This window comes from Streptomyces sp. LBL (assembly GCF_029893585.1).
GTDB lineage: Bacteria > Actinomycetota > Actinomycetes > Streptomycetales > Streptomycetaceae > Streptomyces.
This window is the reverse complement of the sequence record NZ_JARXYX010000032.1, coordinates 23,418-45,550: the sequence shown is the minus strand read 5'-3', so window position 1 is coordinate 45,550 and position 22,133 is coordinate 23,418. Positions and strand designations below refer to the sequence as shown.

The 22,133-nt window shown below is 68.3% G+C and carries 22 protein-coding genes and 1 other RNA gene; 11 read left to right on the top strand and 12 right to left on the bottom strand.

The window, feature by feature from the left end:
* Positions 1-394: 394 nt before the first annotated feature.
* Positions 395-800, top strand: an RNA gene (rnpB, locus tag M2271_RS32355) — RNase P RNA component class A.
* Positions 801-1,237: 437 nt separating this feature from the next.
* Here rnpB and M2271_RS32350 read toward each other — a convergent pair.
* Both M2271_RS32350 and M2271_RS32345 read right to left on the bottom strand, forming a co-directional pair.
* Positions 1,238-2,479 carry a tyrosine-type recombinase/integrase gene (locus M2271_RS32350; RefSeq protein WP_280890959.1) on the bottom strand — a complete coding sequence of 414 codons (1,242 nt, stop codon included), beginning with the start codon at positions 2,477-2,479 and terminating at the stop codon, positions 1,238-1,240.
* A 164-nt stretch (positions 2,480-2,643) separates the two neighbouring features.
* Positions 2,644-2,808 (bottom strand): hypothetical protein, encoded by a 165-nt coding sequence (locus tag M2271_RS32345; RefSeq protein WP_280890958.1) that lies wholly within the window; start codon positions 2,806-2,808, stop codon positions 2,644-2,646.
* Positions 2,809-3,376: 568 nt separating this feature from the next.
* Between M2271_RS32345 and M2271_RS32340 the strand changes: the two genes are divergently transcribed.
* The 3 genes from M2271_RS32340 (at position 3,377) to M2271_RS32330 (ending at position 6,068) form a co-directional block, all read left to right on the top strand.
* The gene (locus M2271_RS32340) at positions 3,377-4,045 is read left to right on the top strand and encodes a sigma-70 family RNA polymerase sigma factor (RefSeq protein ID WP_280890957.1); all 669 of its coding nucleotides are present in this window, start codon (positions 3,377-3,379) and stop codon (positions 4,043-4,045) included.
* Between the two features lie 121 nt (positions 4,046-4,166).
* Positions 4,167-4,415, top strand: coding sequence for a hypothetical protein (locus M2271_RS32335; RefSeq protein WP_280890956.1), 249 nt, complete (start codon positions 4,167-4,169; stop codon positions 4,413-4,415).
* A 39-nt stretch (positions 4,416-4,454) separates the two neighbouring features.
* Positions 4,455-6,068 carry a hypothetical protein gene (locus M2271_RS32330; protein ID WP_280890955.1) on the top strand — a complete coding sequence of 538 codons (1,614 nt, stop codon included), beginning with the start codon at positions 4,455-4,457 and terminating at the stop codon, positions 6,066-6,068.
* Between the two features lie 51 nt (positions 6,069-6,119).
* On the opposite strand, the gene M2271_RS32325 is transcribed toward M2271_RS32330, so the two are convergent.
* The 4 genes from M2271_RS32325 to M2271_RS32310 all read right to left on the bottom strand — a co-directional run bounded on the left by M2271_RS32325 (position 6,120) and on the right by M2271_RS32310 (position 9,059).
* On the bottom strand, positions 6,120-6,575 hold the full coding sequence (locus M2271_RS32325; RefSeq protein ID WP_280890954.1) for a single-stranded DNA-binding protein: 456 nt from the start codon (positions 6,573-6,575) through the stop codon (positions 6,120-6,122).
* A 55-nt stretch (positions 6,576-6,630) separates the two neighbouring features.
* Positions 6,631-7,686: a peptidoglycan-binding protein gene (locus tag M2271_RS32320; RefSeq protein ID WP_280890953.1), complete on the bottom strand. Its 1,056-nt coding sequence runs from the start codon at positions 7,684-7,686 to the stop codon at positions 6,631-6,633.
* A 77-nt stretch (positions 7,687-7,763) separates the two neighbouring features.
* The gene (locus tag M2271_RS32315; RefSeq protein WP_280890952.1) at positions 7,764-8,405 is read right to left on the bottom strand and encodes a hypothetical protein; all 642 of its coding nucleotides are present in this window, start codon (positions 8,403-8,405) and stop codon (positions 7,764-7,766) included.
* 21 nt (positions 8,406-8,426) lie between these two features.
* On the bottom strand, positions 8,427-9,059 hold the full coding sequence (locus tag M2271_RS32310) for a hypothetical protein (protein WP_280890951.1): 633 nt from the start codon (positions 9,057-9,059) through the stop codon (positions 8,427-8,429).
* Between the two features lie 430 nt (positions 9,060-9,489).
* On the opposite strand from M2271_RS32310, the gene M2271_RS32305 reads away from it, so the two are divergent.
* From M2271_RS32305 to M2271_RS32275, 7 genes are all read left to right on the top strand, one after another.
* Complete coding sequence (locus M2271_RS32305; RefSeq protein ID WP_280890950.1) at positions 9,490-10,098, top strand: hypothetical protein; 609 nt, start codon at positions 9,490-9,492, stop codon at positions 10,096-10,098.
* Between the two features lie 53 nt (positions 10,099-10,151).
* A complete protein-coding gene (locus tag M2271_RS32300) occupies positions 10,152-10,445 on the top strand; it encodes a hypothetical protein (protein WP_280890949.1) in 294 nt (97 codons plus the stop codon).
* Positions 10,442-11,440: a hypothetical protein gene (locus M2271_RS32295; protein ID WP_280890948.1), complete on the top strand. Its 999-nt coding sequence runs from the start codon at positions 10,442-10,444 to the stop codon at positions 11,438-11,440. The genes M2271_RS32300 and M2271_RS32295 overlap by 4 nt, the downstream gene beginning before the upstream one ends.
* Positions 11,441-11,454: 14 nt before the next feature.
* On the top strand, positions 11,455-12,261 hold the full coding sequence (locus M2271_RS32290; protein ID WP_280890947.1) for an ATP-binding protein: 807 nt from the start codon (positions 11,455-11,457) through the stop codon (positions 12,259-12,261).
* Positions 12,262-12,416: 155 nt separating this feature from the next.
* Complete coding sequence (locus tag M2271_RS32285; protein ID WP_280890946.1) at positions 12,417-13,598, top strand: DUF2637 domain-containing protein; 1,182 nt, start codon at positions 12,417-12,419, stop codon at positions 13,596-13,598.
* Between the two features lie 61 nt (positions 13,599-13,659).
* Entirely contained in the window at positions 13,660-14,067 is a 408-nt protein-coding gene (locus M2271_RS32280) for a hypothetical protein (RefSeq protein WP_280890945.1), read from the top strand.
* Positions 14,068-14,193: 126 nt separating this feature from the next.
* Positions 14,194-15,903 (top strand): hypothetical protein, encoded by a 1,710-nt coding sequence (locus M2271_RS32275; protein WP_280890944.1) that lies wholly within the window; start codon positions 14,194-14,196, stop codon positions 15,901-15,903.
* Positions 15,904-16,646: 743 nt separating this feature from the next.
* Here M2271_RS32275 and M2271_RS32270 read toward each other — a convergent pair.
* The 6 genes from M2271_RS32270 to M2271_RS32245 all read right to left on the bottom strand — a co-directional run bounded on the left by M2271_RS32270 (position 16,647) and on the right by M2271_RS32245 (position 22,118).
* Positions 16,647-17,468 carry a hypothetical protein gene (locus M2271_RS32270; protein WP_280890943.1) on the bottom strand — a complete coding sequence of 274 codons (822 nt, stop codon included), beginning with the start codon at positions 17,466-17,468 and terminating at the stop codon, positions 16,647-16,649.
* Positions 17,469-17,797: 329 nt separating this feature from the next.
* The gene (locus M2271_RS32265) at positions 17,798-18,121 is read right to left on the bottom strand and encodes a hypothetical protein (RefSeq protein ID WP_280890942.1); all 324 of its coding nucleotides are present in this window, start codon (positions 18,119-18,121) and stop codon (positions 17,798-17,800) included.
* 74 nt (positions 18,122-18,195) lie between these two features.
* Positions 18,196-18,576: a hypothetical protein gene (locus tag M2271_RS32260; protein ID WP_280890941.1), complete on the bottom strand. Its 381-nt coding sequence runs from the start codon at positions 18,574-18,576 to the stop codon at positions 18,196-18,198.
* A gap of 125 nt (positions 18,577-18,701) precedes the next feature.
* Positions 18,702-18,890 carry a hypothetical protein gene (locus M2271_RS32255; protein WP_280890940.1) on the bottom strand — a complete coding sequence of 63 codons (189 nt, stop codon included), beginning with the start codon at positions 18,888-18,890 and terminating at the stop codon, positions 18,702-18,704.
* A gap of 11 nt (positions 18,891-18,901) precedes the next feature.
* Positions 18,902-20,851 carry a hypothetical protein gene (locus M2271_RS32250; protein WP_280890939.1) on the bottom strand — a complete coding sequence of 650 codons (1,950 nt, stop codon included), beginning with the start codon at positions 20,849-20,851 and terminating at the stop codon, positions 18,902-18,904.
* 88 nt (positions 20,852-20,939) lie between these two features.
* The gene (locus M2271_RS32245) at positions 20,940-22,118 is read right to left on the bottom strand and encodes a hypothetical protein (protein ID WP_280890938.1); all 1,179 of its coding nucleotides are present in this window, start codon (positions 22,116-22,118) and stop codon (positions 20,940-20,942) included.
* Positions 22,119-22,133 lie beyond the last annotated feature (15 nt).

The window sequence follows — 22,133 nt, the reverse complement described above, 5'->3', positions numbered from 1 at the left end:
TGCCTGGCCCTGGCGGCCTTGGTCTATGCGCCGGCGGCGGCAGTGACCCGGGCGAGCGAGACGCCCTCTGCGTCGGTCCTCACGGCCCTCGCGGGACTGGGCGTGATCTGCACGGCGCTCGCGTTCGTCGCCTTCCTGGAACTGATCAAGGAGGTCGGCCCTACCCGGGCGACGGTCTTCACGTACGTCAACCCGGCGGTGGCGGTGGCCGCGGGAGCCGCGTTCCTGGACGAACCCTTCACAGCCGGGATCGCGGTCGCCTTCACCCTCATCCTGGCGGGCTCGGTACTGGCGACGGCCGCCGGGCCTGCCGTGCCTGCCGTGCCTGCCGGTCCTGCCGGTCCTGGCGGTCCGGGCAAAGGCACACGCCCGGTAGCATGGTCGACACGGCAGACGAGCCGGGCGGACGGCCGCGTGGAGTGACCCTGACGGGACACTTCCCGAGGAACGTCCGGGCTCCACAGGGCAGGGTGATGGCTAACGGCCACCCGGGGTGACCCGCGGGACAGTGCCACAGAAAACAGACCGCCCAGCGCTTCGGCGCTGGGTAAGGGTGAAACGGTGGTGTAAGAGACCACCAGTGCCCAGGGCGACCTGGGCAGCTAGGTAAACCCCACCCGGAGCAAGGTCAAAAGGAAACACCCCGGTGTTTCTGCGCGGACGTTCGAGGGCTGCCCGCCCGAGTCCGCGGGTAGACCGCACGAGGCCGGCGGCAACGCCGGCCCTAGATGGATGGCCGTCTCCCCGGGCTCCGCGAGGAACCCGGGCGACAGAACCCGGCGTACAGCCCGACTCGTCTGCCCCTAGGGGCCTTTGATCAGTGAACATGCTGGTCAGCAGCCATTTTTTGTGGGTCAGAAGACTTGATCAAACCCCGTTCCGCACCGGTTCAAACGGGGTCGCACGGCTACGTACGTAGCCATGAAAGTAGCCATGGGCCGCGAGGGTGGAGATTGGCAGCGCCGGGTTCTGACCTGCGGCAAGCGGCCTCTGCCCTGCGTGATTCGAATGGTCCGGCCGCAATGCCAGGGCAGAGCGCGAAGCCTCGTGAGCTTGTACCTCTTCGACAATCCCGCTTCGTGGGGAGCGTGGGGCGAGGCGATCGGGGAGCTGACCGAACTGGCCCGGCACCTGGCGGTCGAGGTTTTCGAAGGCATGCACATCCCTTCGCAGTTTGGAGCAATGGCGATGGCCTGCGGATCGCACGATCCGCAGGCCATCGCCATTGCTCCAGTCGTTACGCCGCGTCGCGTACGAGGGCCAGCTTCGGCCGTGCAGTCAGGTCGGCGGCTATCGCGCCGTGGGTGTCGGCGTGGTCCCTCAAGAGGTGGCTGTACGTACGGCGCAGCTCCTCGACGGAGTCGCCCACCCACGCGGCCACGGTGTGCTCTGGGATTCCGTTCTGCAGGCATGTGGAGATGAAGGTGTGTCTGAGGTCGTGGAAGGTCGGAAGGTTTCCCTCCTCGTCCTTGATGCCCAGCTTGAGAAGCGTCGGCTTCCACGCGTCGTCGTTGAAGTGGTTCCGGCAGACGAGGTTCATGCGGCGCGACCAAAAGAGCGCTCGTACCGAGCCGCGCTCACAGTCGGCCATCGTCTTCTTGTGCTCCCACAGGACGTTCTTTGCGGGCCGTGGCGGGAGCCGCTCCATGTGCTCGTCCAAGGCGCCCTGGAGGTACGGAGGGATCGGCACGTCCTTCGTACTGAGCCGCGGGCTCGTCTTGAGTCGGTCCACGATGGTGGGTCTGTAGTTCGTTTCCTTGGTTCTGAGTACCTGGCGACGAACGGTGAGTAGCTTTCTGTCTGTGTCGATCACCTCGTCGCACACGGCGAGTGCCTCCGCCTGTCGGAGGCCGCAGGCGAAGCCGAGCATGGGGATGGCGCGGTACTGCTCTGGGAACGCGTCGTAGATCGCCCAGCACTCGTCCGCGCTGAAGACGTACGAGGCCGACTCTTCGACGTAGGGTCCATCGACCTCGTAGGTGGGGTTCGAGGCGATCTTTCCGTTCTGGAGGGCATCCTTGATGACCATCTTGAAGACCTTCCAGTGACCCTCCGCCGTGGAGTTGGCGATGGTCTTGTTGGCTTCCATCTCCAGAACCCAGGCTTCGACCTGGGCCTTCTTGATGGTCCGTAGGCGTTTGCTGCCCCAGCGGGGATTGAGGTGTACGCGGATGGCCGACTCGTAGGCCTGGACGCTGACCTCCTTCGCCCGGCGTCTACTGAGCCAGTCGGCTGCCCACTGGCGAAAGGTGAGGTTCGTTTCGACGGGTTCGGGAGCCACACCTGGGGCCATGCCGTCGAGAATGGCCTGAGCCTGTGCCTGAGTTAGGCCAACTGACTCGGGAATCGCCGCGCGCGTGCGGTTGCCTTCGTCGCTCGTGCGGTTGTAGGACCAGCTATGGGGGCATCCGCCCACCTTCTTGGGCCTGTTCTGATCGGAGCAGTCGCAGCGCTTGTAGACAGTGGGCTTGCGTGCCACGGGACGCCTCTCGTGATCGCGGTCGGTTGTCGGTACTCCCTGGCCAGGGGAGTTGGACTTTACGTAGGCGTAGCCATGACTCGTCAAGCCGTCACCAGAGGGGCGGTGTCGTCGACGTGACGCCCTGTACGCACGGGAATAACTCGAGTGCCAGCGCCCGAAATTCATTCCGCACGTGCATCCAGCCATGCCTCGAAATCGCGCTCCCGCACGCGGAGAATTCGATCGCTGATGCGTATGACAGGGATGTCCCAACTCCTGTAGTTGTCGAGCACGGTGCGCTTTGGGACTTCCATGCGTTCGGCAATCGTCTCGAAACTCAGCAACACATTTGAACCACCGCGAGGCATATCCGTCCTTGTTCATTCGTAGGTGCCCCCGGGCGGACCGATCCGTCCGGATGGAGCCGGTTGCGTCCAGGCCGGCACCGACAAGTACGTGGATCGGCCGAATCTGTTACACCCGGGTGAGTCCAGCGCGCCTGCCGTACGACGAAGTCGGTCCGGCGGGTGGCGTCATCGTTGGCTGGCGTTGGTCGGGCCGGCGGCTGAGGCCTTGAACGTTGGCGACCTCATCGACGGCCCTGGGCGCACAAACCGTTGCCCGCTGGTGGTTCCGTCGACGAAAGCCGCGCCATGGGACGGAGCATGGCCGCTCGTGCTCGCGCTCCGGATCTTGTGGCACCGCGTTGCTCTCCCAGCGCCTGTCCGAACCATGGGCGCCAGAGCGTTGCGAGGAATCGCTGACCTGTTCGATGGAGTCCGTGAAGGATTGGTTATGCTGCCTCAGCGCCGCATCGGAACGTGATCTTCCATTGGTGGGGAGACTGTGGAGGTACGCCCGAGCGCGGCGCTGTAGCTGACATCCGCAGCACCGGCTTGGGGGGGACATCACGCCGTGACCGACGTTCTGGAGGCTCTCGTCGCACGCGCCGCAGCAGGCGGGGAGGACGGAGCCGACGCCATCGCGGCGTTATATGACGAGCTCAACGACACCGTGTACCACTGGGTGCGGTTCTACATCCGCGACGGGCACGTCGCGGAGGACCTGAGCCAGGAAGTTTGGCTGAAGGTCGCCCAGAACGTCAGCAAGTACCGACCGGGCACGAACCTGTTGGGCTGGCTGCGCACGATCACGAAGAACACCGCGCTCGACTACCTGCGCTCCATGCAGCGACGCCCGTCGGAAGCGCTGTACTCCGATCACCTCGAACTCGACCGGCCGCGCTTTGACCAGAGTCCGGAAGAGTACGCCGAAAGGCGTGTACTGGCCCAAGCTGTTGCATCTCACCTGCAGAAACTGCGGCCCCAGCAACGGCAGGTCTTGATCCTGCGGTTCTTCGACGGACTGAGTCCGGGGCAGACTGCGCAGATCATGGGAAAGTCGGACGGCGCTGTCCGTACATTGACGGTACGGTCACTGCGCAGGCTCGCCGAGGTCATGCCGGTCGGGGAGTCGTCTTCCCAGTTGGTCGAGGAGCTGCTGACGGCGGCAGTGGCCAGGAGCAGAGTTGTCGGAACGCGGGCTAAGACACGAGAGGCGAGGGCGCATGTCTCGACGCGCTGACCAGAGCGAGAGCTTGGAGCGGGCGCTCGATGGCGGACCCATACCTCACGATGAGGCCACCCGTCAGATGCTGGCTGCCGCGGGCGCGCTGCAACCGGGCTACAAACGGAGCCCTGAGCGGGTGAGTGCTACCAAGGACGCGATGCTCCGCGAGTTCGCGCGCGCCCAGAAGCCGCCGGAAGCCCGCGAGGACGCCGGATCGGGTGACGGTCTGGACGAGTCCGTGATCCACCGTGAGGAGATTGAGCTGCCCGACGGCGGTCACCTCATCCTCACGGATATCGAGGACATCACGCCCAAGCGTGCCGCGACGACGGCTGCCCGCATCGCTCGCATTCTGGAGAGCAAGGAAAGAGACCGGCAGAGGTGAGCAGCGCATTACCCGGCGGCCCCAGCACCAGGAGTGGCCGTGACTGAGTCGCACCCGTCCGTCCAGATCCACATCGTGCGCCCTGGGGACGAGGACTACGATGAACTCACCGACGTGGGCTTGGCCAACCTCGCAGGCGAGCGCCACCTGTTCCTGAAGCCTCAGCGCTTCGAATCGGCCGTACGGCAAGTGAGTTCGGCGATGCCTGATCTCCCGATGGAGCACGTCGAGCGCCTGCTGCGGGAGCACCCCGAGGACTTCAAGGACTTCGACGAGCTGTTGGGCTCGATCGAGCCTGCGCCGCCCCTGGACATCACGCCGTTGCCAAATGGACCTATCCAATCCGCGCGTCCGCACGGCCGCGCGAAGCGGTGGATGATCGCCGCAGCGCTGGTGCCTGCGCTCGCGGGGAGTTGGGCGCTGGGCTACTTCACCGCCAGCAGTCCGGCTGGCACAGCGGCGAGTGCACCGGACGTGAGCCCGTCGGGCGTGGAGCCCGCGGCGAAGCCGTTCGTCGGCCCGGAGTTCCTCGACTTCTCCAAGGCCGGGCAGATCGACTGCAAGCCGATCGCCAACCTGGAAGCGGAGTGCACCGACGCGGACGGCATGGTGATGGCGAGCAAGGCGGCCACAGGGCCGGACAGCACGATCTTCACGTTCTCGTACGGTTCAGAGCGCATCGGACTAAGGATCTTCGGTGACGCGCGCTACGCCGCGACGTGGGCGCGACAGGAGGGCACGACCGAGTTGTACCCCAACCTTTCCCGCTCCGGGCGGTACGTGCTGTGGGGCACGGACGAATCGCGGTTGTCGGAGTACGCGGATTTGCTCCATGCAGAGGCGACCCGCCAGTCGTCGACCGTGAGCAAGATGAGTGCCCTGACGCCGCTCCCACCTCGTCTGGCCGCGCTCACCCTGGGTACGTTGGGGCTGGACGCACGGGACGTGGAGAGCATCTTCTACTCGCCGCACAGCGCGCCGGTTGACGAGCCCGTTCTCCTGGCCGCGCAAGCGGTGCTCGGTGTCCGGACAACCGTTCCGTGGTTCACAGGCGGCGACGACCTTGTGGCGATTGCCGCTGGTCTGGATCGGCCGCCGGCGGTGCCGCCGCCCGAGCACACCGCGGACATGGACCCCCCGGTGGTGCCCATCGCGGACGAGGGCACTCCTTCCACGCCGACCACGAGCCCCGCAGGGACGCCGCCGACTACGACGTCGCCGGTTCCTGCGCCAGAACCGGACGCGGAAGCCCCCCAGACCGAGCAGCCTGCGTCTGCACCTGCTCCGGTCGAGCCAGCAGCGCCGGAACAGCCTTCGCCTCCACAGACGTCGCCCCCCGAGCCGGCAACGCCCCCGGCTTCCGATCCGGTTGAGGAGACGCCCGCTGCCGCGGAGACACCGGCTGCCGGGGAGGCCCCGACAGCCGGTGTCTCCGAACCAGTCGAGGGCTCTCCGGCTACTCCTGAGAGCCCGGCGCCGTCCGACGAGGGCTCCGCCCCAGTGGCGGAGACTCCGGCCCCTACGGATCTGCCTGCAGACACTGCCGCTCCCGCCGAGGAGTCGACCTCGGCGGGCTCCGCGGACCCCGACACGGGACAGGCTGGGGACGATCTGTTGATCCTGGACTCGGCCTGGACCGTCGCGGCTGCCTGAACAACCGGAAGGGGCCCGGACATCGGTCCGGGCCCCTTCCGCATGCACAGATCAGAACGGCGGCTCGTCCCCGTGCGGAGTGGCCCACGGGTCGTTGGCTGCGGGACGGTCCTGTGCCACGGCGGCGGGACGCTGCGCGCCGCCCCCGGTCTTGGTGACCTTCGCGGTGGCGTTGCGCAGGCTGGCGCCGACCTCCTCGACGTCCAGCTCGCAGACCGTGCGCTTGACGCCCTCACGGTCCTCGTAGGAGCGCTGCTTGAGGCGCCCCTGGACGATGACACGCATACCTCGTGTCAGGGACTCGGTGACGTTCTCAGCCGCCTGCCGCCACACGGCACAGGTCAGGAACAGGCTCTCGCCGTCCTTCCATTCGTTGGTCTGCCGGTCGAAGGTGCGGGGCGTGGAGGCGACGCGGAACTTGGCCACCGCGGCGCCGGAGGGGGTGAAGCGGAGTTCGGGGTCGTCGACCAGATTGCCGACGACGGTGATGACGGTCTCGCCTGCCACGGGCGGGCCTTTCGGGGGTGGGGCGGCCCGCGGGTGCGGGCCGGCTTGGGGCGGATCAGGAGAACAGGCGGGACCAGGTCTCGGGGCCCGGAAGCCCGTCGGCGTTGGTGCCGGTCCAGCCCTGCGCGCGCTGGAAGTCCTGGACGTTCTTCCGGTCCGCGTCGCTCCACTTCGGGCCGGGGCCGTCGGTGTAGTGCTTGCCGTAGCCCTTGCGGACGAGCTGCTGACCGAGCTGGGTGATGTACGTGTTGGACTTCCCCGGGCCGAACTTGTCCTGGTCGGGGAACTTCGGCGGGGTCGGCTTCGGCGTGACCGTGCCGGGGATGGTGCCCAGGAGCTTCTTGAGGGAGATCTCGCCGGGGACGCCGTCCGCGGCGTCGCCGCTGAGCCCCAGGGACTTCTGGAAGTCCTGGTAGTTCAGGGTGTCGGCGTCCGTCCAGGTCGGGCCGGCGCCGCTGGTGTAGTGCTTGTCGAACCCGGCCTTGATGAGGGCCTTGCCGACCTTGGTGACGTGGTCGCCCTTGGCGCCGTAGCCGTACTCCAGGTCGTGGATGGTGACCTTGTATCGGGCCACCGTGGAGCCGCCTCCGCTGGGGAGGGAGCCGCCCGGATTCGGGGCGGGCGCGTAGTCGCCGGCGGGCATGCCCGCCTTGACCCACGCGTAGAGCTTGGTGCCGGGGCACGCGGTCGCGAACCCGTCGCGGTGCCCCTTCTTCGCGAGGGTGCGGTCGGTCTTCTTGCACGCCTCCTCGTACAGCGCGCGGCATGCCGCCAGGGCCTTGGCGCTGGGCTCCTGGTCGCCGCCGATGGCGATCTGGACGCCAATGCCGCTGACGTTGTGGTCGGGGCAGTGCGCGCCCTGCAGGTTCCAGCCGCGGCCCTCGTAGATGTTGCCCGCCTGGTCGACGACGAAGTGATAGCCGACGCCGCTCCAGCCGTTCCCCAGGTGCTCCGCCTCGATGGCACGCATGATCGCGTAGCCGGTACGCGTGATGTGTGCGCCGCCGTCGTAGTGCACGAAGAACTCGGTTCGCTTCGACAGCGGGACGGACGCCGGGGTGCCGTTCCACGGCTTCGCGCCCCAGGTGGCGCGGGAGATGATCGTGGTCATGGGTGGTGTTCCCTCCGCTCTGGTGATCAGGGAGGGCACGGTGCAGGGCGGGCGGGGTTAACGTCGCGTGCTGCCGATCAGGGGTCGACGACCTTGGCGTCGACGACGCTTCGGTCCTCCAGCTCCGGCGGGTACTCGACGGCGTACAGGGTCTTGTCCAGCCGTTCGGCGAGCGCCGAAAGGTCGATGGGCTGCTCGTCGTCGCCGGCCGGTCCGCCGAGGCCGGTGATCTCGATGGCCACCGCGGCGTCCTTGCCGTAGTGCTCGCGGTGCTGGCGCTCGAGGTACCAGGCGTCCGCGCGCCAGTCCGGTGAGGTGCGGTCCTCGACGGTCTCCTCGACGATTTCGCCGGTGACGGAGTCGCGGAACCGGCGGGTGGTGACCTTGGTGACGAATCCGCCGTCCGCGACCCTGCGGATGTTCGCCATGGCGCGCGAGGCCGCGTGGGCGCGGGCGGTGCGGACCTTCTCGTACAGGGCGGCGTACTCCTCGGCCTCGGCGTCGGGTTCCTCGCCTGCCTCGCGGGCCTCGATCTCGGCGCGGCCCTGGGCCATCCAGCGCAGGAAGCTGGTGCGGGAGATGCCGGCCATCTCCGCGGCTAGTTCGACGGCGATGCCCGTGCGTGAGGCGTTGACGAGGCGCGCCTCGACCTCGTCGGAGAGGAGGCGCGGGCGGCCGGCGCGGCTCTGTGGCCGGCGGGCCTTGCGTCGAGTGGACATGGCAGGACCTCAGCGGCGGGTTCAGCGGCCGGTGTTGAACAGGTGGCCGCAGGCGGGGCAGGTGGTGTGTGCGGCCCGGCCGTCGTCGTCGGGGCTGAGGCCGTCCCCGTGGTCGCCGTCGTCGGGCAGGTGGAGGGTGGGCGGTTCGTTCTCGCGGATGCCGCCGGGCAGCGTCTCGGGGTCGACCTGGCCGAGCATCTTGTCGATCTCCTCGTGTGGGATGGCGAGGGAGTCGAACAGCTCCGCCGCGTTCGTCGCCAGGTCCTCGAGGACTTCCGCGAACTCGCGGGGGTCCCAGCCGCCTTCCCCGGGGAGCCGGTTGAGCTTGATGGCCAGGGCCTCGGCTTCGGCTTCGGTCTTGGAGGCCCAGCCGCGCAGCACGGGGACGAGCCAACCGCCGTCCTCGTCAACGACCATGCCGCTGGGCAGCGACATGCCACGGTCCTGCATCTCGATCAGGGACTCACGGCGGCCGTGGCCGTGGAGGGTGCGCTGTGTCCGCTCGTCGACGACGGGTATCTCGACCAGGCCGTGCATGGCGATCGAGTCGATGATCAGCTCAAGTTCGTGGCGCTTGGGGTTGCGGGCGGCCGGGTGTAGATCGGTGAGTGGCACGTAGGCGACGTAGCGCGGTGCGGCGATCGTCTCGGTCACGGCTGGTGCGGTCCTCTCCCATGCGTCGGTGCCGGCAACGGGCGGGGACTGCGAGCCCGCGGACTTCAACCGCGGCGCCCCGCCTCGCAAGCGGGACATGCCGTCATGGCCGATCCCCGCCCGTCGCCGGGCCGGTGCCGCCCTCGTTCCGGATGGGGCAGCACCGGGGCTCCGCCGGTTCCCGGTGACGTCGCCGGGATGGTGGGGCCGCCGAGGAAGGTAGGAAGCCACACCCCTAGCGTCGCCTTCTACACACGCGCGTCTCATTGCTGTACTATTCGAGTGGCTGGGAGAGCGACTCAGCTACCTGGGCCTAGGTGTAACAAAAATCGGCGGTTGTCGTACCTCTGTGCGACGCCCCCGAGACACCCCGCCCGGGACAGTCCCAAACCCCTGGGCTCTGGCGTCCGGGGAAAGGAAGGATCACCGCATGGCGAACGACGCCGCCACCGAGGAATCTCGGGCTGAGCAGTCGGCCGGACCGTCTCTTTCCGACATTGGCTTGGTCGGAGCCCTCGCCCGTCTGTTGGACGAGCAGATGGTGAAGAAGGAGATCAAGCCGCGGATCGACGGGCCGAAGGTTCCTCTCCTTAAGGCGTACGAGACCGGGCAGTCCGAGCTTGCGGTCCGCGTCGGGGGCGACCTGATCGGCCGATACCGAGTCAACCTGTCGCAGCCGAAGGTCGTCGTGGACGAGGACAACGAAGCCGCGCTTAACGAGTACGCCGACAAGCACGGCGGCACCAAGGTCGTCATCATGCGTGACGAGACCTGGGAGAAGGCGCTGCTGGAGTTCGCGGAGTACGACGAGGACACGGGCCTGATCATCGACACCCGGACCGGCGAAGTGGTCCCGGGCCTCAAGTATGAACCGGGTGGGCAGCCCACAGGCAGCCTGACGTGGACGTGGGAGAAGAAGGACGTCGGCAAGAAGCGGCTCATGCGGCACTACCAGGACGGTGCCCTCAACCACCTCCTGACGGACATGCCGCAGTTGATGGCCGGGCCCCGGCCCGCCGCCGAGGACGCCCAGCACTGACCGCCCCGGGCCCGGTCCCTGGCGACCGGGCCTTGCTCCCAAGGATTCCCCTGATGGCTACTCCCACTGACGTGCTTGCACCGGCACTTGCCGGCGGCATTTCCGATCGCGCGTTCCGTTTGTTCTGCGTTCTCGTCCTCCGCACCGACGGCGGCTGGGTCCCCGTCCCACGGTTCGCGGCGATGTGCGGGATGACGTCCCACCAGATCCGAATGTTCCTCGCCGAACTCCGCGCTGCCGACATCGTCGAGACCGAACGCCGCTATGAACCGGGCGACACCGGCCGAAAGACGTGGCACACGTACCTCCGCCTGGTCGACGACGCCCCTGCCGAGGTCGCCGCATGAGCCGGAACAATGCCCCCGGCTCAGTCCGGCACAAGCGGCGTACACCGTTCGTCATCATCGAGTCGGCGACCGCCCGGGACGCCCGTCTCAGTTACCGCGAACTCGGCCTGCTGACATACCTCTTGGACCAGAGCGAGGACTGGCAGGTCCGCTCCGAACAGCTCTCGCAGGGCGAGGGACGCGAGGGGCGGGACGCCGTCCGCAAGTCCCTACACAAGCTCGCTTGGTGCGGGTACTACCGTCTGGAGCGCCGCCGGTACCGCAACGGCAAGACCGCCATGGGCACGGCCATCTCCGACCACCCCGTCGAGCAGTGGGCGGCCGACTATGTGACGTTCGGCAACAAACTCGATATCCCCGTGGTGGAGCAGGAGGACGGCACCTTCCTCGTGAAGTACGCGGACGGCACCCTCGGCAGCGACGGATTCGACGCGCCCGCCGAGGACGTCGAGCCCCCGGCCGAGGGCGAGGAGGAGCCGCAGGCCGTCGAGGAGGAGCCGGAGCCCCCGGCCGTCGCCGCACCGCCGGAGCCAAAGCCCGCCGCGAAGAAGGCCGCGGTACCGAAGAAGACCGCGGAGGAGAAGGCGGCCGAGGTCGAGGAGAAGGCCGCCCAGGAGAGGGCCCTCGACGAGGCCGCGCACACGGTCGCCACTTGGTGGTGGGAGCACGCCGAGAAGCACCTGGGGAAGTACGTCGGGCAGAAGGGCGGGTTCGTCGCTGTCCGCAAGATGGTCCGCCGTGCCCTGGACGCGGGCTACAGCCAGCTGGAGTGCGCAAAGGCCCTCCAGCACGCTTGCGTGCACTTCCCGGCAGCGCAGCAGTGGCAGAACGCCCTCGGCGTCGTCACCAACCACATCCAGCCGAAGCAGCCGCACGGCCGCATCCCGTATAGCGACTCGTCCACCTGGACCATGCAGGGCGATGACTCGTCGACCACGACTGTCCCCGACGACGACGCTGACGACGCCACCTTTGGCGTCCTCGAACGACTGTAAGGAGCGTGACCCCGATGTCTCTCACCACGGACGCCCCGGCCCGCGGCCTCAACCCGCTCGGTGACCTCAGCGCGCACATCCTCGCGGTGCTGGAGCGTGGCGGCGCGGACATGGCCAAGATCGGGGTCCCCGCTCAGCCGGAACCAGAAGACGGACTTTGGACCGACGTGGCAGTGCCGCAGGCCCGCGCGCGCCGGAATCTGTGGAAGGGCAGCATGACGGACGCAGCACACGACGAGTACTTGCAGTTCCGCTTCGAGCACCTGGACCCGAGCCAGAAGCCGAACACCATGCGGAACTGGCTCGGCTCCCTCGTGGAGGCGAAGAAGCGCGGGGCGCGGCCGGAGGTCCTGAACCTGATCGTGCCTGGCAACATCGGCAGCGGGAAGACCGCCGCGGTGTGCGCCCTGGGCAATGAGGCCGCGGAGCAGGGCCTGGTCGTGCGGTTCGTGAAGCACGCCACTTACCTGACGTGGCGTAGGCCGGACTCCGCGCCGCACAACCTGACCGCGTACCAGGTGCGGGAGCGGTTCGGTACTTGCGATCTGCTCATTTTCGACGAGCTGTGCGGCGAGATGGACATGACCGCCACGGAGTTCGCGCGGAAAGAGACGGTCGACTTGATCGACTCCCGGCTGGCGGCCGGCCGCGCTACGGCGTTCTCGACAAACCTGCGCAGCCGCCGCACGCCAGAGCATCCCGGGCTCGGGATCGTGGACATCCTCGGAGAGCGGCTGTTGTCGCGGCTCGAGGCATCCGCGCACCTGGTCAAGATTCAGGGGCCGGACCGGCGGAAGCCGGCGAAGCCGCTCGACTGGTAACCCCGCCTCTTGAGCGAATCCGCTTATAGCGGGCTGAAACTGACGTGGTGTGAGCGACGTCAGAGCAGGGGAATGAAAGACGCTATATCGTTTGATCGACCCGGGCGGCCATGAGCATAAGCCGACCGGGGCGACCCGAACGAAGGGATGGTGTCTTGTCGAAGCAGTGGTTTGCCCGCGCCCGAAAGGGCAGCAAGCAGGAGTCGCCGGAGCCGCTCACCGAGGCTGGCGTACCGCCGCTCACCCGATGGGAGCGCTTTGGCGCTGCCCTCACCGCACTGCTCGCCGTCGCTGTCGGTGCCCTGGGCTTTTACGCGTCCTTCGACGCGGTCTCCCTCAAGGCCGAGTCGTGGGGGTTCGATGACCCATGGGTGCTGCCCGTGTCCATCGACTCGGCGATTCCCGTGTTCACCGCGGCCAACCTCTACCTGATCCGTATGGACATGGCTTTGGCATGGGTGCGGTTCGTGCCCTGGGCGCTGAGCCTGATCACTTGCGCGCTGAACGTCGCCGCTGGCAACTCCCTGTGGGCGAAGGTCGCGCACGGCGTGATCTCGCTGCTGTGGGTCGGCGTCTCCGAGATCGCCGCGCACATCTACGCCGTCCGTATCGGTGCAGCGACCGGCCGGCGCCGCCGCCTGGACAAGGTCCGATGGAAACGCTGGCTGCTCGCCCCGTGGCCCACGTTCACGCTGTGGCGCCGCATGAACCTGTGGGAGTTGGCGTCGTACGACACCGTCCTCAATCTGGAGCAGGAGCGACTGGTGTACCAGGCGAAGCTCCGCGGCAGGTTCGGCCGGGCCTGGCGCCGGAAGGCACCGGTCGAGGCGTTGCTTCCTCTGCGGCTGGCTCGCAACGGCATCCCTCTGGCCGAGACAGCCTCAACAGGGCTGGCCGCCGCCGGCATTGACCCGTTCCATCTGCCTCGCATCCTGCCCGCGGCGTCTGCCTCCGCGGCGAAGACGTTGCCTGCCGCTCCGGCAACGCGGGCACCAGCCCGAAGGGTGGCCGCGACCGTTCCCGCCCCCGCACCCACTGCTGCTCCGGCTGTGGCAGGTCCCGCTCCTGCACCGGTCCCGACGGCATCGACGCCTACGCCTCTCACAGAGGCGCAGGTATACGAGATGATCAAGGAGGCGATCCGAGTCCGTGACGCGGACCGCTTCAATGCGGGGGACCTGACCGGCTCCGCCATCGGGCGAGCGATGGGCCAGACCGCGCAGAACGGGCGAAAGGTTCGTCGCCGTTTGCTCTCCACATACGCAGCCAACGAGGCGAGTCAGACCCTGCCCGACAACTTCACGGTCGAGGACGTGATGGCCGTAGCGCAGCCGTAGGGCATCTTGCCTCCACCCGTAACGATGCGGCGGGCCCCTCCCCAGGGTGCCCGCCGCCTGCATGATCGGACCCACCATGACACCGGAGATCCTGGCCCGGATCGCCGCCGCCCGTGCCGCCCGCGACCTTTCCGACCTGGCCCGTCAGGAGGTCGGCACGACAGCAGAGACCACCAGCCCCACCGAGCGCATCGAGAGGGCGCGCCGCATGCGGACGATGCTCAACGCTTACGTCGACCTCGTCGTCCTGGCCGAGGCTCTGGCCGGTGCTGACTGGCGCGAGATCGCCGAGGCTCTGGGGCGGCGGGACCCGGGCACGGTCGCGGAGGAGTTCGCAGTCGCCGGGGCGCCCTCCCCGAGGAGGAGGCCAACGGGGCGGCCGCCGACTCTGAAGACCTGGACGCCTGGTATGCCCGGCACCGCGAGGACCACGACCCTGACCTCGAGAAACCTGTCGCTGATCTACTGAACAGGCATTGAGTCGGACCTTCGTGCGGGTAGAATAGTGAAGCAATGAGACGACGAGAGCTTAGGGCTGTCGCTGTCTCATTCTGCGCGGGAGAGCAACCCGCGCGTCCCGAACGAAGGATCACCGATGCCTGGTATCACCACGCCCTTGCGTGAGCGCAAGTCCCGGAAGCCGACCGGTCTCCCCAACCCTCCGATGATGCTGCTGGTTGGGCCGGAGAAGTCCGGCAAGAGCTACGAGGCGGCCGCAGGTACCGGCTCCAACCTGATCGGGATGACGTACTGGATCGAGATCGGCGGCTCCGAGGGCACCGCCGACTACTACGGCCGTATCAAGGGCGCCCGGTACGAGATCGTCCCTCATGACGGCAGCTACCAGGACATCCTCGACGCCATCCGGTGGGCTGTGGCGCAGCCGCCCGCGAACGGCAAGCCGAACATGATCGTCGTCGACAACATGACGGTCCTGTGGGACATGCTCAGCGACGAACAGGCCCTCTTCGCCCGCCGCCGGGCGGCACGCAAGGCCCAGGAGAACCGGCGCCGCGCCCCGAGTCTCGACGACCCGATTGTCATCGACTCCGACCTCTGGAACCGCGCCAAGGACCGCTGGGGCGAGGTGCTGTGGATGCTCCGGCGTCACTCCGGCCCCACCCTCCTGCTCGCCCGCCAGGAGATCGTCACCGCGTTCGAGAACGACAAGCCGACCCGGGACAAGACGAGGAAGATCAAGGCCGAACGGAACCTTCCCGCCGCCGTCGACGCCATCGTCGAGCTGCACGGGTTCGGCGAAGCGCACCTGACCGGCGTGCGCACCCTCCACTGGGACGCCAAGCCGGGCGAGACCGTCCCCTTCCCGGACTTCAGCGTCGACACCCTGTTGCGCCGTCTCGGCTTCGAAGACGCCGTCCAGATCCGGCAGGTCACCGAAGCACAGCCCGAGGCGTACCTGCAGGAGCGGGACCAGCAGAGCATGCAGCAACAGCCCCTGCGTGGCCAGCAGCAGCGGCCCCGAGAGGACGAGCTGACCGGCCCGAAGGCGGCTGCGCTCATCAAGAAGGCGCTGGAGGACCCGACCGACCCGGAGGCCGCCCTGCAAGGCATCCGAGGGGAGTGGGGCATCCGCACCCTCGCGCAGGTCCCCACCGAGTCCCGGCTCGGGAAAATGAGCGCGGACGACCTGATCACCCGCTCCCTCGCCTACATCAAGGCGCAGGCCGAGAAGCGTCAGCAGGCGACGGGAGACCAGCAGCGGCAGCAGGACGGCACCGGCACAGAGGAAGGCGAGAGCGAACCGGGCACCGGCACGCCGGCCGTGGTCGAGGAGGACCAGGCGCGCGAGCACCGTGAGGAGCCGTCCGATCAGCAGACTCCCGATCCGGCGCCGGACGAGCAGACGCCGCCGGACGAGCGCGGCGCGCCTCCACCGCCGGACCCCGAGGGCGAGGAGCCTCCGCCCGCCGAGTCCCCGGAGGACACCAGCGCGGCCGAGGAGCCGCAGACGCTCCCGCCTCAGCGGGCAACGAAGGCCCCAACCTCCCGGAAGAAGGCGGCCGAAGACCAGGCGCGCCAGGCGCTGCTCGATGAGGCCGACATCCAGGCCCGGGTGAAGTTCGTGACGGTGGGTGAGCATCTGGGGCCGATCACTGAGGCCGGAGAACCCGGCCTGGGGCAGCTCCGGGACTACATCCGGGCTCACCGCGCGGAAGTGATCACGCTTCTGGAGGAAGCCGACGAGCCGGTCCTGGCCGACGTCTACCGCCGGGCACCAGTGCCGGATCTCGGCATCAAGCAGAAGTTTGCCGCCTACCTCGACCGCGCGCCGTCTGCGCAGTGAGGTGACGTGAGGTGATACGCGCCCGGGGCCCCCGGGCGCGCCCACCGCCCCGGCGCGGTTCCCCTCCTCTCGTCACCTCACCTCACCTCACAGACGCGCCGCGCGCCCTCCCGCCCCTCGTGCGGGCGCCCGGCCCCGGCGATCGGTGCGCCCATGATCGCCGCTCGAAGCGCGCCCGCGCCGCGCGCTCGCACCCTTCGGCGCGCGCCTTTTTGATCACGGCGCGCCCCCGTCAGACGCGCCGCGCGCCGATCATGGGCGCGCCATCCGCGCGCGATGGGGCGCCCCGACCCACGGCCGCGCGCCCGGACCGCCGCGCGGCGCGGGCACCGATCCGCGCGGCGCGGCGCGCCTGATGGGGGACGAGCGCGCGCCGCGCCCCCGCGGCCGCTCGGCATGGCGCGCCCACGAGGGCGCGCCATGCGAGGGACAGCACGCGCCCCGTGACCTGTGAATTCACTAAGGCGCGCCCCCTGCCGGTCGCTGGCGCGCGCGTGCAGGGCGCGGACGATCGTGGCCAGGCGGGAGGCGCGCGGCGGGCTCGGCGCGGTCCTTGAGCGCGCGCCGTCGACCACGTGGGCGGGCGCGCGCCGCACGGCCCGAACCCGGTCGGGGGCGCACTGATTCGCTCGAGCGCGCCTTCGCGGCGCGCCTGGCGACGCGCGTGAGGCGCGCCCGGAGACGACGAAGGGCGCGCCCCCCAGGCGCGCCCTTTCCTCCGATCCGCTCCACGCGGCGCGCGCCTACCGCGCGCCCTGCCCCTCTGCCCGACGGACTGCGCGCGCGTCCCGGCGCGCCGCCTTCTTCCCGTCCTTCAGTTCCGCGCGGACCTCGCGCAGAAGGCTCGACAATTCCTCCGGGTGTCGCTGGCCGAGGAGACGCAGAGCACGCAGCCGGACGTTCGGCTCACTCGGCATCCGGCCGTGGCGCGCCTCGGCGTACTGGATGCCGTACCGCAGGAAGCGCGCTTCCACAAGGACCCGGTCGCGGAACTCCTTGACTCGGGCGTCGCGCACCTTGCGGCTCTCGCCGTCCTCGGCCTTCGGCAGGAACCGGGCCGGCTCCTCCATCATGAGGCGGCAGACCGCCTCAGCCCTGCCCGCTACTCTCGGTGAACGAAAGGCGAGGGCCTGCACCCGCCGCGGCACCGGTCCGGTGATCGGCTCGTCACGGACGAACGCCGTCCATCGGCGGGCGAACGTCTCGTCGTCGAGCGCCGCGAGTTGCTTGGCCTCCTCGTGCGCCAGGTCGTCGAGGACGTCCTCGTACGGGCGGGTGGCAGCCTGGAGAGCTGCCCGGAACCGAGCGATGCGGGCCGCCTGCTGGCTCTTGCTCTCGCCCTCGTGGCGAGGCGTGAAGCTGCGCACCCGCTTGATGGCCAGCTCCAGCGCATCGAGGGTCCACGGGGCCATCCGAGGCGAGGCCAGTGCCGTGCCCTGTACGTCGCGCGGGGCGCCGGTCCTGGACCCGCCGGTGACGTACTGGACGACCGCGTTCATCAGGCCGTCGGGAGACATGCCCGACAGGCGCTTGATCTCCGCCTCGATTTCCTGCGCTTCGGCCATGCGGTCTGTTCCTCCTCGGTTTGGGCCCGCTGCTCTCGGGCCCAAAGTGCACGTCTTTCTGTCGGGGCAGCAAGAGGTGGCCGTACCGAGCCTTGCGACAGCGTGTGCCGGCTCATCGCTGAGCAGTGCTCCCCGGCCCCGAGTGCTCTGCACGCACCCGGTGCTCTCGATGCCTGGTGTCAGGCGCGTCCCTGGAGAAGGGCCACCGCGGTGTCCGTATATCCAATGACGCCTGACGGCGATCTCAACGCTGTTGTCGCGGCAGCGGTACGGCCACCTCGAGTGCTGATGGTACCCGCCGGCCGGGGGCCGGTCGGGAGTCATGGGCCCTATTCGACCTGCTGAGCCGTTTTCTTGGTCGTCAGGGCTTCGATCATCGGGGCGAGCTTGCTCGGCTTCCAGACGAGGTCGTAGCTCGTCTGGGAGGCTGCCAGGACGCCGAGGAGGGTCACGGCCGTGAGCTGCCCGTGCTGGAACTGGGCCCATCCGCCGTCCGCCGCCACGGCGAAGACGCTGGCGACGAGTGCGGCCACGAGCGCCACGACCTTCTTGTACTTCGCCGACCAGGCGGGCTTCTGTACAACCGCGGTGAGGAGCGGCAGCACGGCGCCTACCTGGGCGCCGTTGGAGAGGGATTCGAGCGTCTGCGACATGAGGTCCTGCCCTTCATGAGGTTGCGAGTCGGGCGGACTGTGCGCGCGGCGGGCGCCTTGCGTCGTGTGCTGGATCAACCGTCGGGCCCGTCGCCCAGGTCCTCGGCGATCTCGCGGGGCGCGGCCGGAGCAGGGCGCTCATAGAGCTTGACGACCAGGGCGCGGAGCTGGTGGATGTAGTCGACGGCCGCGGCCTTCCAGCGCCTCCACTGCCGCTGTTCCTCTTCCAGGCGTTCGACCCTGCTTTCCAGCGTGCTGACCCGCTCGAGCATCTGGGTGTTCGTCGCGCGGTGCTGTTCCAGGAGCTGGGTGAAGCCCTGAGTCATGGTCTGCACCGAATCCACGGTGTCGGTCTTGCGCTGGTTTCCCCGGTACACCATCCAGGCCCCGCCCAGCACGCCGGTCATGCCGAAGATGGGGGTGAGGACAGGCGCCAGAGAGGTGAGCCACTCCACGGGGCGCCTCCTCAGTGATCGGTCGTCAGTTGGGGTGCGCGGGAGCCGGGGCACGAAAGCCCGCGGCTCCCCGCAGCCCGAACGCTGCACGACTGGGCGCCCTAGCGTCCCGGCCTGACTTCCGCTCAGGCCACCGGCCCGGTAATCGGAGTGATGTCGGTGATGGCCTGGTCGCACTGCCCGCATGCGGCGCGGTAGATGGGCAGTGCCGGGTTGGCGTACAGGTTGGCGGACCGGACCACTTCCGCAAGCCCGCATCCCTCGGTGTGGCAGATGACGACGCACTTCGTCGGAGTGAGTTCTTCTTCCGGCACTGCTGTCTCCTCTACTTGGCGATCATGAACCACCACACGTTGGTGGCCGTGGCGGTACTCCGGTTGAGCCAGAGCGTGAATCCGTCCGCCGTGGCATCGGTGGCCGTAGGCGTGCGGAGAACGGAGGGAAGGCCGGAGTTGATCGTCAGGAACACCCGGTAGCTGCTCGCGTCGACCAGTCCAACGCCGGTGATCGTGACGGACGAATCTGCGTTGGCCGACGGGGTGATGCTCACTGAGCCCCACGCCATGTTTTTTGCGCTGAACTGGCCAGCGACCTTCACGTCGCCGACGAAGGTGGTGCTGTCAGTGTTGAGCACGGCCGAGGTGCTGGCGCCGATCCGCTTGAGGACGAGCCCGTAGTCCACGGCGCTGTCCGTTTGCGGACCCCAGATCGACAGCGACGTGTCGGAGCCCTTCGGCTCGATCCGGCCCGGCGAGTACTCGTTCGCGGCCCCGGTGTAGAAGTACAGGATTCCGCTGGGTGCCATGACGATGCGGTGGCCACCCGAGGCGCTCTGCACGGTGGAGCCAGTGATCGTCTTGCCGTTGATGGCGTCCGCGTCCAGCTTGTCCGCGGTGATCGCGCCGTCCGCGATCTGCACCTGGCCCAGCACGGGCTGGATGACGCTGTTGTCGAACATGACGGTGCCGGCGTTCGAGTCGTACGTCGCCAGCCGGATTTCGACGGCGACCGTGCCGGGCGGGGCCGTCACGACACCCGCCATCGTCGACCACGCTCCCTTGGCGGGGGTGGTGTTGGTGACAAATCCGAAAAGGACACCTCCCGCCGAGTCGAACCACCGGGCGTAGATGCGGACGCTGTTGCCGTTCCAGTCGGTCGAGGGGTTCACGTCGGTGGCGAGGCGGAGCTGCTGGCCGGGCAGGATCGAGAACGTCGCCAGAGTCAGGGTGCGGATCACAGCGTTCGGGTTCACCGCGTTGACCTGGACGCTCTTGGACGACCCGTTGCCGGCATTCGTGATCGTCCAAAACGTTTGTCCAGCGACGAGCGCAGCCCCGCCTGGCCCCTCAAATGATGGGTCGGGCAGCATGTTGTTCCCGCCGACGATCGCGAGCCGGTCCGCGGTGATGGCTCCGGCCTTGATATGGGTGGCGTTGATCACCCCCGCGGCGATGGCCGTGGCCGTCACCGAGTTCACTGCCAGCTTGTCCGCCGTGATCGACAAGGCCGCCAGCTTGTCCGTGGTGATCGCCAGCGAAGCGATTTTCTCGGCGGTCACGGCCAGGGCGACGAGTTTGTCGGTCGTGACGGCCCCGGCGAGGATCTTCGGGGTGGTGATCGCGTCGTCGGCGAGCGTGGTGGTCCCGACCGCACCCAGGGCGATCTTCGCCGTGGTGACCGCGTTCTGGGCGAGTTTGACCTCTGTGATCATCTCGTCGACGAGGTCCTGCCCCACGGCCTGCCGCGCCTGTCCCTGCACCGCGTCCGACGGATCACCGGTCAGCGCTGCGGTGTTCACCGCGACCAGGCGCACCCACACGGGGTCGTAGCCCTCGATGTGTACGGTCGTCTTGCCGCCGGTGACGTCGTTGATCTGCGAGACCTGGGTGGCGGCGTTCGGAGTGAAGTCAGCGGGGGTTCCGACGTGGACCTGGACGAGGCTGAAGTCAGCGGGTGAGGCCTCGGAGTCGGCCCACTGGCCGGACCATGTGATGTCCAGTCCTGCCAGGGCGGAATCGACGGTCGGTGCGGCCGGCGTGGGGGGCGGGTCGGTGTTCTGCGGTTCGGGGACCAGGGCCACGGTGCCGTCGCCCTGCACGCCGACGGAGCCTTTGAGCAGCCCGTCGTCGTCGTAGATGTCGAGGGCGCCGCCCTCGATGCTGGCGTTGTTGAGCTGGTTGGCCCGCTCGAGGTTTGCAATCCGGTCCTCGAGCTCTTTGAAGTAGGAGGCGAACTGTTTGCGTTTTTCCCGCTCGTCCAGGTTGAAGGACGACACTTGTCCTCCCCTCCGTGTCCCTGCGGCCGCCGGGATGTCCGGGGCAGGCGGAGAGTGGAGGGTCGAGCGGGTTAGTGTCGCGGCCTGGTCAGCCGTGGAAGTCTGCGCGTGTCAGTGAGAGGACCGCGGTGCCGGCGGCTGGGTCGATCTCCTCGGCCGTGATGCGGTGCCAGATCGCGAGTTCACCTACCCACGGGATATCGACGTGGACGAGGATACGGTCGCCGAGAACCCACGAGCCCAGCGGTGCGTTGGGGTGATGGCGGATCGCGATGGACGGGATCGTGAGCTGCTCGGAGTGCTTGGCGCGTTCCTTCTTGCCGTACTCGGTGAGCGTTTTCGCGTGCGCCGTCGACTTCCGGGTGATGATCTTCGCCCGGCGTAGGCGTTTGTCGTCGGCGATGACGCGGACCCTGGCCGTCTTCTGGCCTGACCCCTTGCCCAGGACGTAAATGTTGTTCGCGAAGAAGTCGCCCTGATAGGACGGGGTCGCGATCTCGATGACGTTCTCGCCCTGTGCGAAGCGCAGGTCGTGGCGGCCCTTGCCGAGGCGCCTGGAGCCGAAGTCGATGTGGTGGAGGATCTTCTCCTTGCTGCCGTCCCAGTAGTGCCGTTCGAGGAAGTCGGCTTTCGCGAGGTTCATCACGTCGGTGATGGTGGAGCCGCAATCGGGGCTGTCCCACCACAGCAGCTCCCACGGGTCCTTGCCGCTGGCTGCGCCGAGCTTGTAGCCGGAGTCGTGCTTGTCGAGGGTGACGCCCAGTGCGCCCATCTTGTAGCTCTGGAGGTGGGTCCAGATGGTCCGGACGACGTCGAAGGCGTCCCACCGGACGCCGATCTTGTCCTTCGGCTTCTTCGGCATCTTCCGCTTCGGGTGGCTGCCGTCGATGTAGCCATCATGATTTTTATCTTTTCCGTCGTATGCCCACTTCTGGGCGATGGTGGCGCCGGAGCGGATCACGGTCCCGAGGTACGGCATCCCTGCCGGGTAGGCGGTATAGCCAGCGCACGTGACCTTCATCGACTGGTTCTCGAAGGAGACGTTCGTGAGCAGCCCGCCCCACCGGATGCGGCCCGCGAACTCCGCGAACAGCGCGGTCGACCACTCCGCCAGGACGGGCAGGCCGTCGGGCTTGCCCGTCAGCCGCATGTACTCCGGCGAGATCGTCCCCGTCATCTGGCCGGGTCCGTTCAGCTCCCGCCGGGGCGGGGAGTCAGCGACGAACGGGACATCCCAGTCCAGGAAATCGCCCGTGGCCGCGCGCATCGCAATGTAACGCCA

Bases quoted from the DNA above. Each gene is read 5' to 3' on its own strand.
- M2271_RS32320 (WP_280890953.1), bottom strand. From the start codon at position 7,686: ATGACCACGATCATCTCCCGCGCCACCTGGGGCGCGAAGCCGTGGAAC.
- M2271_RS32315 (WP_280890952.1), bottom strand. From the start codon at position 8,405: ATGTCCACTCGACGCAAGGCCCGCCGGCCACAGAGCCGCGCCGGCCGC.
- M2271_RS32305 (WP_280890950.1), top strand. From the start codon at position 9,490: ATGGCGAACGACGCCGCCACCGAGGAATCTCGGGCTGAGCAGTCGGCC.
- M2271_RS32300 (WP_280890949.1), top strand. From the start codon at position 10,152: ATGGCTACTCCCACTGACGTGCTTGCACCGGCACTTGCCGGCGGCATT.
- M2271_RS32295 (WP_280890948.1), top strand. From the start codon at position 10,442: ATGAGCCGGAACAATGCCCCCGGCTCAGTCCGGCACAAGCGGCGTACA.
- M2271_RS32290 (WP_280890947.1), top strand. From the start codon at position 11,455: ATGTCTCTCACCACGGACGCCCCGGCCCGCGGCCTCAACCCGCTCGGT.
- M2271_RS32280 (WP_280890945.1), top strand. From the start codon at position 13,660: ATGATCGGACCCACCATGACACCGGAGATCCTGGCCCGGATCGCCGCC.
- M2271_RS32275 (WP_280890944.1), top strand. From the start codon at position 14,194: ATGCCTGGTATCACCACGCCCTTGCGTGAGCGCAAGTCCCGGAAGCCG.
- M2271_RS32270 (WP_280890943.1), bottom strand. From the start codon at position 17,468: ATGGCCGAAGCGCAGGAAATCGAGGCGGAGATCAAGCGCCTGTCGGGC.
- M2271_RS32265 (WP_280890942.1), bottom strand. From the start codon at position 18,121: ATGTCGCAGACGCTCGAATCCCTCTCCAACGGCGCCCAGGTAGGCGCC.
- M2271_RS32245 (WP_280890938.1), bottom strand. From the start codon at position 22,118: ATGCGCGCGGCCACGGGCGATTTCCTGGACTGGGATGTCCCGTTCGTC.